The organism is Pseudomonas sp. Pseusp49 (assembly GCF_059491875.1).
This window is the reverse complement of sequence record NZ_CP168514.1, coordinates 934535-948033: the sequence shown is the minus strand read 5'-3', so window position 1 is coordinate 948033 and position 13499 is coordinate 934535. Positions and strand designations below refer to the sequence as shown.

11 protein-coding genes are annotated in these 13499 nt (G+C 62.4%); 7 read left to right on the top strand and 4 right to left on the bottom strand.

The genetic code is table 11. The features are described from left to right. Nucleotides 1-63: 63 nt before the first annotated feature. From ACEN83_RS04125 to ACEN83_RS04110, 4 genes are all read right to left on the bottom strand, one after another. Complete coding sequence (locus ACEN83_RS04125; RefSeq protein ID WP_495579568.1) at nucleotides 64-819, bottom strand: class II aldolase/adducin family protein; 756 nt, start codon at nucleotides 817-819, stop codon at nucleotides 64-66. Next, nucleotides 816-1766, bottom strand: a complete 951-nt coding sequence (locus tag ACEN83_RS04120) for a CobW family GTP-binding protein (RefSeq protein ID WP_495579567.1) — start codon at nucleotides 1764-1766, stop codon at nucleotides 816-818. Before ACEN83_RS04120 ends, ACEN83_RS04125 begins: the two co-directional genes overlap by 4 nt. Then, nucleotides 1763-3511: an amidohydrolase gene (locus ACEN83_RS04115; protein WP_495579566.1), complete on the bottom strand. Its 1749-nt coding sequence runs from the start codon at nucleotides 3509-3511 to the stop codon at nucleotides 1763-1765. The genes ACEN83_RS04120 and ACEN83_RS04115 overlap by 4 nt, the downstream gene beginning before the upstream one ends. 80 nt (nucleotides 3512-3591) lie before the next feature. Next, complete coding sequence (locus ACEN83_RS04110) at nucleotides 3592-5196, bottom strand: 5-guanidino-2-oxopentanoate decarboxylase (protein ID WP_495579565.1); 1605 nt, start codon at nucleotides 5194-5196, stop codon at nucleotides 3592-3594. Between the two features lie 268 nt (nucleotides 5197-5464). Between ACEN83_RS04110 and ACEN83_RS04105 the strand changes: the two genes are divergently transcribed. The 7 genes from ACEN83_RS04105 to ACEN83_RS04075 all read left to right on the top strand — a co-directional run bounded on the left by ACEN83_RS04105 (nucleotide 5465) and on the right by ACEN83_RS04075 (nucleotide 13412). Continuing rightward, the gene (locus ACEN83_RS04105; RefSeq protein ID WP_495579564.1) at nucleotides 5465-6370 is read left to right on the top strand and encodes a LysR substrate-binding domain-containing protein; all 906 of its coding nucleotides are present in this window, start codon (nucleotides 5465-5467) and stop codon (nucleotides 6368-6370) included. Nucleotides 6371-6671: 301 nt separating this feature from the next. Further along, on the top strand, nucleotides 6672-7763 hold the full coding sequence (locus ACEN83_RS04100) for an ABC transporter ATP-binding protein (RefSeq protein ID WP_102701074.1): 1092 nt from the start codon (nucleotides 6672-6674) through the stop codon (nucleotides 7761-7763). A gap of 90 nt (nucleotides 7764-7853) precedes the next feature. Further along, nucleotides 7854-8966, top strand: a complete 1113-nt coding sequence (locus ACEN83_RS04095) for an ABC transporter substrate-binding protein (protein ID WP_102701075.1) — start codon at nucleotides 7854-7856, stop codon at nucleotides 8964-8966. 10 nt (nucleotides 8967-8976) lie between these two features. Beyond that, nucleotides 8977-9849: an ABC transporter permease gene (locus tag ACEN83_RS04090; RefSeq protein ID WP_095965821.1), complete on the top strand. Its 873-nt coding sequence runs from the start codon at nucleotides 8977-8979 to the stop codon at nucleotides 9847-9849. Nucleotides 9850-9856: 7 nt separating this feature from the next. Next, nucleotides 9857-10684: an ABC transporter permease gene (locus tag ACEN83_RS04085; RefSeq protein ID WP_218480028.1), complete on the top strand. Its 828-nt coding sequence runs from the start codon at nucleotides 9857-9859 to the stop codon at nucleotides 10682-10684. A 211-nt stretch (nucleotides 10685-10895) separates the two neighbouring features. Next, nucleotides 10896-11600 (top strand): hypothetical protein, encoded by a 705-nt coding sequence (locus ACEN83_RS04080; protein WP_495579563.1) that lies wholly within the window; start codon nucleotides 10896-10898, stop codon nucleotides 11598-11600. A gap of 381 nt (nucleotides 11601-11981) precedes the next feature. Continuing rightward, nucleotides 11982-13412, top strand: a complete 1431-nt coding sequence (locus ACEN83_RS04075; RefSeq protein ID WP_495579562.1) for an aminotransferase-like domain-containing protein — start codon at nucleotides 11982-11984, stop codon at nucleotides 13410-13412. Nucleotides 13413-13499: the final 87 nt, after the last annotated feature.

Below are 13499 nucleotides of genomic sequence, written 5' to 3'. Positions count from 1 at the left end.
GCATTCCCCTGTGGGAGCGGGCTTGCTCGCGAAGAGGCCAGCCCAAACAACCGGGAATCCGAATCAGTCCCGATACCCCGGCGCCACCCGATCCAACATCCGCAACAACGCCGCCCACGCCAGTTGCATGGCATCCGGATCGTTCAACTCACCCTCATCCAACGGACGCCCCGGATCATTGAACTGCCGCTCGGTATGCGCGCAGACTTCGTGCGACGGCAGAACAATTTCACCGGCCGCTTGCGCGGCCAACTGGATTTCACAGGCCTTCTCCAGGTAATACATGCGCAGGAACGCCTGCCCCACCGTCTCGCCCACCGTCAGCAAGCCATGGTTGCGCAGCATCATCACCGGCTTGTCACCCATGTCCGCCACCAGCCGTTGCTGCTCGCTCAGGTCCAGCGCCACGCCTTCGTAATCGTGATAAGCGACGCGGCCATAGAACTCCATGGAAATCTGGTTCACCGGCAACAACCCGCACTTCAACGCCGCCACCGCGCACCCGGATCTGGTGTGGGTGTGCAGCACGCATTGCGCATCTTCACGAGCACCGTGGATGGCGCTGTGAATCACGAAGCCGGCCGGATTCACCGGGTACGGCGACGACTCCACCGCGTGGCCATCGAGGTCGATTTTCACCAGGTTCGACGCGGTGATTTCCTCGAACATCAGCCCGTAAGGGTTGATCAGAAAGTGATGCTCCGGCCCCGGAATGCGCACCGAGATGTGGGTAAAGATCAAATCGGTCATGCGAAAGTGTGCAATCAGGCGGTAGCAGGCCGCCAACTCTTCACGCAAACGTTGCTCTGTCGATGTCATATCCCGGCAACCTCTTTCACAGTGCAATCTTCCAGCCCTTGGCCCAATGCCTCCCAGCCATCGAAACCCCGGCGAGCGATGAACACCAGGCGTGTGGCGTCGGCCCGGGCGTCATCCAGTGCCGGCAGAAACTGACTGCGGGTGCCGACATGTTGCAGCCAGTGCGCCGTGCTGCCCGGCGTCAGCAGCACCAGGCCTTTGACCCGGAATACATCGCTGGGCAACGCCCTCAACCAGCCTCGCAAGCACTCGACATCGAGGGCCGCGTTGCTCTGCCACAACCAGCTGCTGAACATCTCGCCGTGATCGCCGTCGGACACCCGGGTCAGTGGTTTCCGGGCCCGAGGCTCAAGGTCCAGATCGGTATCCAGCCACAACGCATCGGGCAACTCGGCTTGCACACTTTCATGCACACGCGTCCTGGCGCCCAGTGCATCGCGCAAGGCCTGCAACTGCGCCTCATCGACCAGGTCGGTCTTGTTCAGCAACAGCAGGTCGGCAGCGGCCACCTGCGCCCGAGCCAGGCGCGCGTATTCACCGTCGAGTTGCAGATGGCGGGTGGCGTCGACCACCGTGATCACCATGTCCAGTTGCATCTGGCTGCGCAGCTGTGGATAAGCCAGGGTCTGCACGATGCGCTGCGGGTCGGACACACCGCTGCACTCGATGACGATGCGCTCCAACCTTGGTTCAAGCTGCGCCAGGCTGGCGAGCTGCGCCAGCAGGTCTTCCTGCACCGTGCAGCAGATGCAGCCGTTTTGCAGGCTGTACACCGCGTCGGTGACTTCGGAAACGATGGCCGCATCGATGTTCAGCTCGCCGAAATCGTTGACGATCACCGCCAGCCGACTGCCTTCGGCTCGGCGCACCATACGGTTGAGTAGTGTGGTTTTACCGGCGCCGAGAAAACCCGACACCACGGTCACGGCGATACGTGGGGAAGTCATTCTGCCTTACCCTCCAGCACCGGTGGTTCGCCTTGCCAGACGGCTTTGAGGCCGACGGTTTCCAGCGTTGAGTGGCGGTCGTAGACCAGTTGCCCTTCAACGAAGGTCAGCAGCACCTGGGTCTTGTGAATGTAGTTGCGTGCCGGTGCAGCGAACAGGTCGCGGTCGATGACGATCAGGTCCGCCGACTTGCCCACTTGCAGGCTGCCGGTGCTGTGCTCCAGGCCCATGGCCACGGCGCCGTTGCTGGTGATCACGGTCAGCGCCTGTTCGAGGCTGATCGGGTCACCGAAGCACGCCGGGTCGTCGTTCCACGGGTTCTGCCGGGTGATCATGGTTTCCAGCGCTAGCCAAGGGTCGATGGACGCCACCGGCCAGTCGGTGCCCATCACCGCAGTGCCACCGGCGGCGAGCACGCCTTTGAAGTCGTAGATGCGCTTGAGGCGTTCCTGGCCGTAACCGGAACGCGCGCCGCTGGCGAACGGCGTCGGGTACCAGGCGGCCGGGGAAAACTCGGCGATGACATTCAGTTCCTTGAAGCGCGGCAGGTTGCCGGGGTGCAGCAAGGTGCTGTGGGCGCACTGGTGGCGAACACCGCTGAAACCGTTGCGACGACGGGCCTCGGCCACGGCATCGAGGAACACGTCGGAGGCGCCGTCGCCGGTGCAGTGGGCGATCACGCGGATGCCCTTGCGGTCCATGTCCACCACCATGTCGGTGATGTGTTCCGGGGTCAGGTTGAGCTTGCCGCGCCAGCTCTTTTCCTGCGGCCACGGGGTCAGCAGGTACGAAGACTTCGGCTCCACGGTGCCGTCGAAGTGGAACTTCACCGCGTTGGCGCTCAGGCGCGCGCTGCGGTAGTAGTGGCGTTCGCCGGCCAGCAGCTCCCAGCGACGACGCACCGGGAAGATGTCGTCCTGCCAACTGATCGCCGCTTCGATGCGCACCGTCAGTTCGCCGCTGTCGTCGAGTTCCTTGAGGGCCTGCAAACGCTGTTCGCAGACGTGCACGTATTTGCTCGCCGTGACGCCGCGCGAGCTCTGGAAGTGCACGCCATCGCGGTAGGCACGACGCAGCACGCTGACCGGTGTCGGTGGCATGGCCGCGTGGATCATCGCGTAGGCACCGTCGATCATCAGGCCGGTGGGTTCGCCGGTCAGCTCGTCACGCTCGAAATAACCATTGCGCGGGTCGGACGTGTGGCGGTCGATGCCGGCCAGCTCCAGGGCCTTGGAGTTGACCATCATGGTGCCCCACATGCGGTCGAGCAGTGCTACCGGGCGGTCCGGCATCACGCTGTCGAGCCACTCGCGGCCGGGGGTCAGGCCAGCCTCGCGGAAGGTGTAGCGCACCCAGTACTGGCCGTAGATCCAGCCGTCGCCGGGATGGCTGTCGGCGTAGGCGAGGATGCTTTCGCGCAACTGCTCCGGGGTCGGGTCTTCGATGCCGACGTCGAGGTCATCGGCGTAGCGTGGTGCCAACGCGAGGTCGGGGTGCGTGTGCATATCGTGCAGGCCCGGCATGCAGAACGCGCCTTGCAGATCGTGCACGCGGGTGTTCGGGCCCTTGAACATCTCGATCTGGCCGAGGCTGGCGACTGCGATCAACTTGCCGTCGCGGATAGCCACGGCCTCGGCCCACGGGTTGGCCGGGTCCTGGGTGTAGATACGCCCGTTGGCGAGGATCAGGTCGGCGTAGGTCCCCTGCGCGGAATGGGTAGAGGAAAAGTTATCGGACTCAGCCATGTAAGCCACCTTTGAGTTCAGGAGATTGAAAGGTCTGCCGACGTTGTGCGTGTCGGCGACCTGAAAAATTTGTTGTTGTTTTAGTCAGCCAGAAACATGGCGGCGTCGACCTCGATCATCACCGGCTCATCGCTGCTGCCGAGTTGCCCCAGCAGCTCGCGCAAACCGTCCAGGTCGCGTGCCCGGTGATGGGCCACATGACAGCTTTGCGCGAGGGCGGCGAAGTCCGGTGTGAGGATGTCCACCCCCAGCAACGGCACCGCCTTGGCGTTCATGTAGTCGCGGATTTCGGCGTAGCTGCTGTTGTTCCACAGCAGCAGGATCACGCCGACGCCGGCCTCTTTGGCGGCGATCAGTTCGGCACTGGAAAACTGCAAGCCACCGTCGCCGACCAACGCCACCACCGGGCGCAGGGGTTGGGCCAGCTTGGCGCCGATGGCGGCGGGCAAACCGTAGCCGAGGGTGCCGTAGCCGCTGCCGGCGTTGAACCAGCTATTGGGGGTTGGCGCCCGGTAGCCGAGCGCGCCCTGGTACACCGGTTGGGTCGAATCGCCGACGATCAGTGGCTGCGGCAAGTGATCGCGCAGGGTATCGAGCAGCGCTTGCATACGGGATTGTCGGGCGCTCCAGCCGGCGTGTTCGAGGGCGTTGACCTTGCTCACTCGCTCAGCCGCCCAGGCTGGATCGGCCTGGCGCTGCGGCAGTCGATCGAGCAACAACAGCAAGCCTTGCCCGGCATCGCCCAGCAAGCCGACTGTGGCCGCTTGTACGCCGAGTATTTGCAGCGGATCGATGTCCAGGCGAATCAGCGGTGCCTTGAACTGCACAGGGCCAAGACCGAAAAAGTCGTAGTCGGTTTCCCCGAGTTCGGTGCCGACGGCCAGCACCACATCGGCCTCGGCAAACAGTTCGCGACCATGGGCCGAGGACTGCACACCGTCGAGCAACAAAGGATGTTCGGGGGCCAGCAAACCGCGGGCGTTGGTGGTCAGCGCCACGGGGGCCTGCAGGCGTTCGGCGAGTGCGGTCAGGGCCTCACTGGCCCGGCGTGCGCCACCACCGGCGAGAATCAACGGACGCTTGGCGTTGTTGATCAGGGCCACGGCGTCATCGATGGCTTCCGGCGCCGGGGCCGGTGCGGCCGGCAATGAACGCGGGCGCAAGTCCAGGCCGTCGGCAGACATTTCCAGCACATCCAGCGGAATCTCGATGTGCACCGGTCGCGGCCGCGTACAGCCAAACAAGGCAAAGGCCCGTGCCAGCACTTCCGGCAATTGCGACGGATGTTGCAGCGTATGGCTGAAGGCGCAGACTCCGGCGACCAGCGCGCGCTGATCCGGCAATTCATGCAGGTGGCCATGGCCCAGGCGCAGGTGTTCGCGACGGTTGCAGGTGGAAATCACCAGCATCGGCACCGAGTCGGCATAGGCCTGGCCCATGGCGGTGATGATGTTGGTCATGCCCGGTCCGGTGATGATGAAGCACACCCCGGGCTTGCCGCTGGCACGGGCATAACCGTCGGCCATGAACCCGGCGCCCTGCTCGTGGCGCGGGCTGATGTGCTTCAGGCGACTGCCGTGCAGGCCACGATACAACTCGACGGTGTGCACGCCGGGAATGCCGAAGACGGTTTCAACACCATAGCCTTCCAGCAACTGAACGAGCGCCTCGGCACAACGGGTCATGCAGCACCTCTTGGATAAGGGGCCAGCGAGGCCCAACGACGAATGGGGCTAGTATTGTTGAATCAACCGATACAACAATCGATTTTTTTTGGCCTGACTGTTCGATTTACGTCACCATATAAGAGAGCTGTGGCAAGGGAGCTTGCTCCCGCTAGGTTGCGCAGCGACCGCAATGGTGGGGGCCGCTGCGCGCCCCAGCGGGAGCAAGCTCCCTCGCCACAGGGGTTCAGCGTTTGCCTGTTTCTTTCAACTTTCAGCGGGATGATTTATGCGTTTTCCTTCGATGACAGCCCTTCGTGCGCTGGATGCGGTTGCCCGCACAGGCAGCGTGTCGGTCGCGGCCCGTGAACTGAACCTGACCCGCAGCGCCATCAGCCACCAGATCAGCAAGCTCGAGGAGTGTGTCGGTTTCCCCCTGACCGAGCGCATTGGCCGAGGCATCGGCCTGACGTATCAGGGCGAACGCTATGCGCGGGAAGTGCACGGGATTCTGTTGAACCTGCTCGACGCCGGACAGTTGGTCGACGACCAGGAAATCTCCGGACGGCTATGCGTCAGTTGCGCGCCGGGGTTCGCCACCTATTGGTTGTGTCACCACATCGGTGCTTTTTTACGGCAGTACCCGCAAGTGCAGTTGCAACTGGTTTCCCCGCGCACGCCGGACGACACCAACAACCACAACGTCGACCTGTTCATCGCCTACGGGATTGGCGACTGGCCGGAAATGATCGTCGAGGAAATCGTGGCATTGCGTTTCTTCCCGGTGTGCAGCCCACGCCTGATCAACGCCTTGGGTGGCCTGAAAAGCCCGCAGGAACTGAGCAGCTACCCCTTGCTGCACATGACCGACTACTCGGACTGGCGCGTGTGGCTGACCGCTGCGGGGGCTTCCGGAGTCAACGCGACGAGCGGCATCCTGTTCTCCGATGCCCACTGCGCCCAGTCCGCGTGCATTGCCGGCCAGGGCATCGCCATCGGTGACAACCTGATCAGCGGCGATGCCTTGTCCAAGGGTTTGCTGGTGCGCCCGTTCGACATCGGCATCGATTTGCACCGTGGCTACTACCTCGCGGCAGACCCGCAAAAGGCCGACCGCGCCGTGGTCCAGGCCTTCGGCAACTGGGTCAAGACCCAGCTGCAATCGTCCCGCCAGACCTGGCAGGACACCCTGTAAAAGCACACCAAATCCCCCTGTGGGAGCGGGCTTGCTCGCGAAGGCGGCGTCACATTCAACCTTCTTGGTGACTGACACGCCGCCTTCGCGAGCAAGCCCGCTCCCACAGGGGAAGGCTCTGTTTCAGGGTCTCTGGGCTGCATGGAATCCCCGGTCAATTTGTTCAATAAAACTAACCAATACGAGCAAAATAATTCCATTGATGTAGCGATATTTTTAACAATAATAAGTCCCCAAAGCCCATTTCGGATTCGCATCCGTCCTCGTACGTCTTATGGGCAATAAAAAGAGGAACCTCATTGTGTCCAGCCGTTCAGCGATCCAGCTCAGCGCTCAAGGTATCAGCCAGTATTACGGCCGTTTCGCGGCGCTGGATAACGTCGATCTCGACGTTCGCCAAGGCGAATTTCTTACCCTGCTGGGTCCGTCCGGCTCGGGCAAGACCACCTTGCTGATGATTCTGGCCGGTTTCCTCAGCCCGACCTCGGGCAAGCTGATGGAGCAAGGCGTCGATATCATCCGGCGCTCCGCCGAGAAGCGGAACTACGGCATGGTGTTCCAGGGTTATGCGCTGTTCCCGCACATGAGCGTGGCCGACAACGTGGCCTACCCGCTGCGCATCCGCAAAGTCCCGGCCGAAGAACGCAACCGCCGGGTCAAGCACATCCTTGAAGTGGTCGGCCTCGGTGCGCATATGCACAAGAAACCCGCCGAGATGTCCGGCGGCCAGCAGCAGCGCGTGGCGATTGCCCGGGCGCTGGTGTTCGAGCCGGAACTGCTGTTGCTCGACGAACCGCTGTCGGCGCTGGACAAGAACCTGCGCGAACAACTGCAAACCGAGCTGCAACGCATCCACCGTCAGGTCGGTACCAGTTTCGTGTTCGTCACCCACGACCAGAACGAAGCGTTGGCGCTGTCCTCGCGCATCGCGATTTTCAACCACGGCAAGCTGACCCAGGTCGACACCCCGGAAAACATCTACAACCGCCCCGAGAGCCGTTTCGTCGCCGAGTTCCTCGGCAAGATGAACCTGTTCCCGCTGGACAACCTGACCCGCAACGGCCAGAACGCCAGCGGCCGCTGCGGCACCAGCGTATTGCATGCCCAGGCGCCGAACGCACTGAGTGCGGCACCGATCGTGCTGGCCGTGCGCCCCGAGCACATGGAATTGCACAGTGAGTGCCCGACCCGCGACGGCTACAACGTGATGCCCGCGCAACTCACCGACAAGGTTTATCAAGGCTCCAGCACCCATCTGGCCCTCAAGGTCGGCGGCGACACACTGCCGATCAACCTGTCCGTACCCGGCAATCACCCGGGCGCGTCGATGCCCAGCGGCGCGCCGGTGTGGCTGAGCTGGCCGGTGCAGCAAAGCTTCCTGCTTCAGGCCTGAACCCCCAAAAAACTGCGTCACAAAGCTCTCTTCCAATGACAACAAAAAGGCCGGTGCCCACGCAGGCACCTGCCGACTGAGGACTTGCCCATGCGCCAGGATCACCAACAAGACTGCATCGAAGTGCTTATCGACAAGGCCCGCGACGGTCAGATCAACCGTCGCACCTTTATCCAGGCCATGGGCCTGCTGGCAGCGGTGCCCCTGGCGCTGCGCAGCGGCATCAGCTGGTCGGCGGACAAGCCGCTGGTGGTGGTCAACTGGGGCGGCGACGCCCTGAACGCGTTCCGTTCGGCGTGGACCGACACCTTCACCAAGAACACCGGCATCCAGGTGCGCATCGACGGTGCCGGCCCAACCGAAGGTGCCATCCGCTCGCAGCTGGCCAGCGGCCAACCGAGCTGGGACGTGGTCGACGTCGAGAGCTACAGCGCCATCGTGCTGGGCCGGGAAAAGATCCTGCAGCCACTGGACTACAACACCATCAAGCGCGATCAGGTGGCCCCTGCGCTCTCCTCCGATTTCGGCATTGCCAGCTACCAGTTCAGCTACGTGATGGCCTGGGACAGCGAAAAGTTCGGTGAAAACGGGCCCAAGACCTGGGCCGATTTCTGGGACGTGAAGAAATTCCCCGGCAAGCGCACGCTGTACAAGTGGATGAACGGCATGCTCGAAGCGGCGTTGCTCGCCGACGGCGTTCCGCCTGACCAGCTGTACCCGCTGGACGTGCCACGGGCGCTGAAGAAGATCGACGAGATCAAGCCGCACGTCCTGTCGTTCTGGAGTTCGGGGGCCGAGAGCCAGCAACTGATGGTCGACGGCGAGGTGTCGGTGGGTGCGATCTGGCACACCCGCGCCAAGCTGCTCAGCGAAGACACCGACAACCGCGTGCGCTGGAGCTTCGACAACGGCTTCATCAACTCCAGCAGTTGGGCGGTATTGAACGGCAACCCCGGCGGCACTCAACCGACCATGCAGTTCATCCAGCAAGCCTTGCAGCCTGAAGGCCAGCTCAAGCTGTTCGAACTGCTGGGCAACGGGCCTTCCAACAGCGCCACGGAGAAGCTGATGTCGGCCAAGCAACTGGAAGCCAACTGCGCCTCCGAAGAAAACCTGAAAAAGCAGATCGCTCTCAACGCCCAGTGGTACGCCGACAACTACTCCAAAGCCCTGGAAGAGTACCTGACGCGGTTGTCCAAGTGAGCCTGTGACCATGACCACCACCCTGACCTCGACCCTGACCGCCCCCAAGCCCCGCTTCAGCTCGCCGGGCCTGGAGCGCGGCCTGCTGCTGTTTCCGCTGCCGGTGCTGCTGCTGGTCTTCTACGTGCTGCCGTTCCTCGGCGTGGTCGGCTGGAGCTTCTCGCTGCCGACGCCGGGCATCGAGCAGTACCAGCGCATCGCCACGGACCCGGCGATCCACGAAATGCTCTGGCGCACCTTGCGCCTGTGCCTGACCGTCAGTGGCCTGGCCTTGATGATCGGTTACCTGCTGGCCTACTGCTGGGTGTTCAGCCCGCCGTTCTGGCAGCGCGTGGTGGAGATCTGCATCTTCATTCCGTTCTGGATTTCCGTGCTGGTGCGAGCCTTCGGCTGGTTGATCGCCCTGCGCAGCAACGGCGTGCTCAACAACGGGCTGATGGGCATGGGGCTGATCGACCAGCCGCTGCAACTGAGCCGCAATGAGATAGGCGTAGTCATCGGCATGCTCCACGTGATGATCCCGTACGCGGTGTTCCCGCTGCTGTCGACCATGCGTCAACTCGACCAGCGTGTGCTCATGGCCTCTCGCGGCCTGGGGGCCGGTGCCTTGCGCACCTTCTGGCAAGTGCTGCTGCCGCAGACCCTGCCGGGCATTCTGGGCGCGTTCATCATGGTCTTCGTGTTCTGCCTGGGCTTCTTCATCACCCCGGTGCTGTTGGGTGGCGGGCAAACGGTGATGATCGCCGAGTATGTGTTCCTGCAAATGTTCCAGACCAGCAACTGGGGCCTGGGCGCGGCACTGAGCGTGGTGTTGCTGGCCCTGGTCAGCGCGCTGATCTGGGTGCTGTTGAAAATGACCCGCGTCAACCGACTGGTAGGCTGAGATCACTATGAATACCCATCGCACAAGCCTGAGTACGCGGCTGTTGGCCGTGGTCGCCATGGCCTTCATGCTGTTCCCGCTGCTGACGGTCATTCCGGTGTCGTTCACCAGCAAGCGTTTCCTGTCGATGCCCGAAGGGAACTGGTCGTTGCGCCACTATGAAGCGCTGGTGAGCAACCCGGACTGGTTCCACGCCATCAGCCAGAGCCTGACCATCGCCTTCGCCACCAGCGTCATCGCCACCTTGCTGGCCGCGAGTTTCAGCCTGGGCATCTGGTACATGCGCTCGAAATGGGCCACGGCCCTGATCGGCCTGGTGCTGCTGCCGATGGCGATCCCGCCGGTGATTTCCGCGCTGGTGCTGTACTTCATGGAGACCAAGCTCGGTCGCTTCGCGCCGGGCATGGGCTACGACACCCTGACCGGCGTGGTGATTGCCCACGTGATCATGGTGGTGCCGTACGGCGTAGTGACCATGCTGGTTGCGTTAAGTCAGATTGACCGGCGCATCGAACTGGCCTCGCGCAACCTTGGCGCCAGCCTGATGCAGACCACGTTCATGGTGATCCTGCCGAACCTGAAACTGGGTCTGGCCTCCACCGCGCTGTTGGGGTTTGCACTGTCCTGGGAAGAAGTGGCGGTGACACTGTTCATCACCAGCGTCAACGTCGACACCCTGCCCAAGCGCATCTGGAGCGGCTTGCGCGATAACGTCGACCCGAGCGTCGCGGCGATTTCGGTGTTGTTGATCTCGCTGACGTTGCTGGTGCTGATCGGACGGCTGGTGATGCAGCATCTGGCGGATAAACGGGCGCAGAAACTCCTGCATCCTTGACTGAATGCGCGCCCCTGTAGGAGCTGCCGCAGGCTGCGATCTTTTGATCCTGATTTTTCAAGATCAAAAGATCGCAGCCTGCGGCAGCTCCTACAGGGGCTTCGTCTATTGGGCCGTGACAACGCCGCCCCGGTCCAATAGATTAGGCGGCCTGAAAAAGCCCCCGGGCTTTCTCGCCCCTATTCAAGCTGAAAAAAGTAGTGAAATTTCAATGTCCGATTCCAACACCGCTGAATCCGTAGTCACCTTGTCGTCCAAAGCGGAATACGAAAACTCCATCAATCTTTCACAACACGTACCCCAGGCGAAAACCATCAGCGAGATGGTGCTGGACGCTTTCCAGTCCACCCGCGAGAGTGACCAGATCCGCGAACTGCGCGCCGCCATTCGTCAGGCCCACGACAGCTTCGACGACGACAAGGCCTATGAACTGATGGGCCAGCTCAAGCAACTCAAGGACGCCGAAGCCGCCGACATCGCCGCGCTGGAAGACCTGAGCAGCAAGTTCCCGATCAGCCGCATCCTGTCCAGCTTCAAGGACGACCCGGCGTTCCAGGAAATCGTCTACGGCCTGGCCCTGAAGGTGCTGAACCAGACGCACCAGGCCATCAGCAACCCGAGCGGCGGCAAGAGCAAGGCCGCCAAGGCCAAGAAAGAAGTCGAAGTGTTCACCATCAGCAAGGACGGTAACAGCGTCACCTTGCCGCTGCGCACCCCGCGCTCGCGCCTGAACGTCGACCGTGAAGCCCTGGAGTTCCTCGGTTTCACTTTCGTGGGCGAAGGCGACGAGGCGGAACTGGAAAGCGAAACGTTCCTGGACAACAGCGGCGCCGAGCAGGCGGTCAACCGCAAGAACATTATCACCGCCCTGCAACAGCAGACGGCGTTCGATGGGTACAGCATCGCCGCGCAGTAATACCTGATGTTGTGACTTGCGAGCTTGTCTGTGGCGAGGGGGCTTGCCCCCGTTCGGCGGCGAAGCCGTCGTAAACTCGGTGAATGCGGTTTTCCTGAAAGACTCAAATAGCTTGATTGGGGTGGCTGCGCCACCCAGCGGGGGCAAGCCCCCTCGCCACAGGCAAGCTCCCTCGCCACAGGTCACTCACTGACTCAAATAAGAGCCCTGCCCTAGCGCAGGGCTTTTTATTGCCCGTGATTCGGGCAAAACCGCGATTACTCTTCCAGTATCGACGCAGAACAACACTTCCCTTCACCCATGAGCACCACGGGTCCGCCTGCGGGGAGCGTCAACTCACTTTCCAGCCCAGACCTCGGTGGTGCAACTGCTGAGGTCATCATGAACACGACCCCTTTGTATCGCCAACTGGCCAATCACTATCTGGACGCTATCCGCAGCGGCACCTTGAAAACCGGTGAACGCCTGCCCTCGATCCGCTTGATGATGGAAAAACACGCCGTCAGCCTGTCGACCGCGGTGCAGGTGTGCCGGGAACTGGAAGACTGCGGCGTGCTGGAAGCCCGACCGCGTTCCGGCAACTACATTCGCCAGCCCGACACCCTGCCCAGGCCCGCCCCGGTTGCCTCGGCGCCAGCGCTGGATACCAGCGCCTATGTCGGCATTCATCAACAGGTCTCAACGGTGCTCAAGGCCAGTCAGCGCGCAACGGTCAAGGTCAATTTCGCCAGCGCCTACTGCGCGCCGGAGCTTTATCCGCTGAAGACCTTGCAAGACAACATGATCAAGTCGCTGCGCTACGACACCTGCCTGCTCGGCGCCGCGGGCTCGACCTGCGGCAACAGTGCATTGCGCCACCTCCTGGCGCGGCGGGCGCTGGCCAGCAAGACCCACCTGGCCCCCGAACGGATCGTGATCACCAACGGCGCCACCGAAGCGATCAACCTGGCCTTGCGTGCGGTCACCCGCCCCGGCGACACCGTGGCCGTGGAGTCGCCGACCTTCTACGGTCTGCTGCAAATTCTCGAAAGCCTGAGCCTGCGGGTACTGGAAGTCCCGGCCTCGGCCCACACCGGGCTCAATCTGGCGGCCCTGGAAGGGCTGCTGCAAGGCCCTGAACGGGTCAAGGCGTTGATCGTCATTCCCAACCTGCAAAACCCGCTGGGCAGCATCATGCCCGACGCCCACAAGGCACGGCTGGTGCAACTGTGCGCCGAGCACGACACCGTGCTGATCGAGGACGACACCTACGGCGACCTGGTGGACACCGAGCAACCGCTGTCCACGCTCAAACATTGGGACCGCACCGACAACGTGATCTATTGCGCCTCGTTGAACAAAACCCTGGCACCCGGCATGCGCCTGGGCTGGATCAGCGCCGGGAAATGGCACGACCGTGTGGAGATGCTCAAGCACACGCAGTCGCGGGGGTGCGAGCTGTTATCGCAACTGGCGGTCAGCGAATTCATGCGCACACCGTCTTATGAACGTTACCTGCGACGGCTGAGGAAAACCCTGACCGTACAACGCGCGCAGATGAGCACGGCGATCGCCCGCTATTTTCCCATCGGCACCAGCGTGACCCACCCGCAGGGCGGCACGTTGATATGGGTGGAATTGCCTCGCCGGCATTCATCCATGGCGTTTTTTCACGAGGCGCTGAAGGTCGGCATCCAGATTTCCCCTGGGGATATCTTTTCCAACACCGAGCGTTTCAATCACTTTGTGCGCATTGGCTGCGGCGCGCCGTATTCGCCGCGGATCGATGAGGCGTTGGCGACCTTGGGCAACATTCTAAAAAACCAGTACTAACCACAATCCCTCTGTAGGAGCTGCCGCAGGCTGCGATCTTTTGATCTTGAAAATCAAAAGATCGCAGCCTTCGGCAGCTCCTACAGG

Excerpts from the sequence above, each read along its gene's own strand:
- ACEN83_RS04125 (WP_495579568.1), bottom strand. The coding sequence starts at position 819 with ATGACATCGACAGAGCAACGTTTGCGTGAAGAGTTGGCGGCCTGCTAC.
- ACEN83_RS04120 (WP_495579567.1), bottom strand. The coding sequence starts at position 1,766 with ATGACTTCCCCACGTATCGCCGTGACCGTGGTGTCGGGTTTTCTCGGC.
- ACEN83_RS04115 (WP_495579566.1), bottom strand. The coding sequence starts at position 3,511 with ATGGCTGAGTCCGATAACTTTTCCTCTACCCATTCCGCGCAGGGGACC.
- ACEN83_RS04110 (WP_495579565.1), bottom strand. The coding sequence starts at position 5,196 with ATGACCCGTTGTGCCGAGGCGCTCGTTCAGTTGCTGGAAGGCTATGGT.
- ACEN83_RS04105 (WP_495579564.1), top strand. The coding sequence starts at position 5,465 with ATGCGTTTTCCTTCGATGACAGCCCTTCGTGCGCTGGATGCGGTTGCC.
- ACEN83_RS04095 (WP_102701075.1), top strand. The coding sequence starts at position 7,854 with ATGCGCCAGGATCACCAACAAGACTGCATCGAAGTGCTTATCGACAAG.
- ACEN83_RS04090 (WP_095965821.1), top strand. The coding sequence starts at position 8,977 with ATGACCACCACCCTGACCTCGACCCTGACCGCCCCCAAGCCCCGCTTC.
- ACEN83_RS04085 (WP_218480028.1), top strand. The coding sequence starts at position 9,857 with ATGAATACCCATCGCACAAGCCTGAGTACGCGGCTGTTGGCCGTGGTC.
- ACEN83_RS04080 (WP_495579563.1), top strand. The coding sequence starts at position 10,896 with ATGTCCGATTCCAACACCGCTGAATCCGTAGTCACCTTGTCGTCCAAA.
- ACEN83_RS04075 (WP_495579562.1), top strand. The coding sequence starts at position 11,982 with ATGAACACGACCCCTTTGTATCGCCAACTGGCCAATCACTATCTGGAC.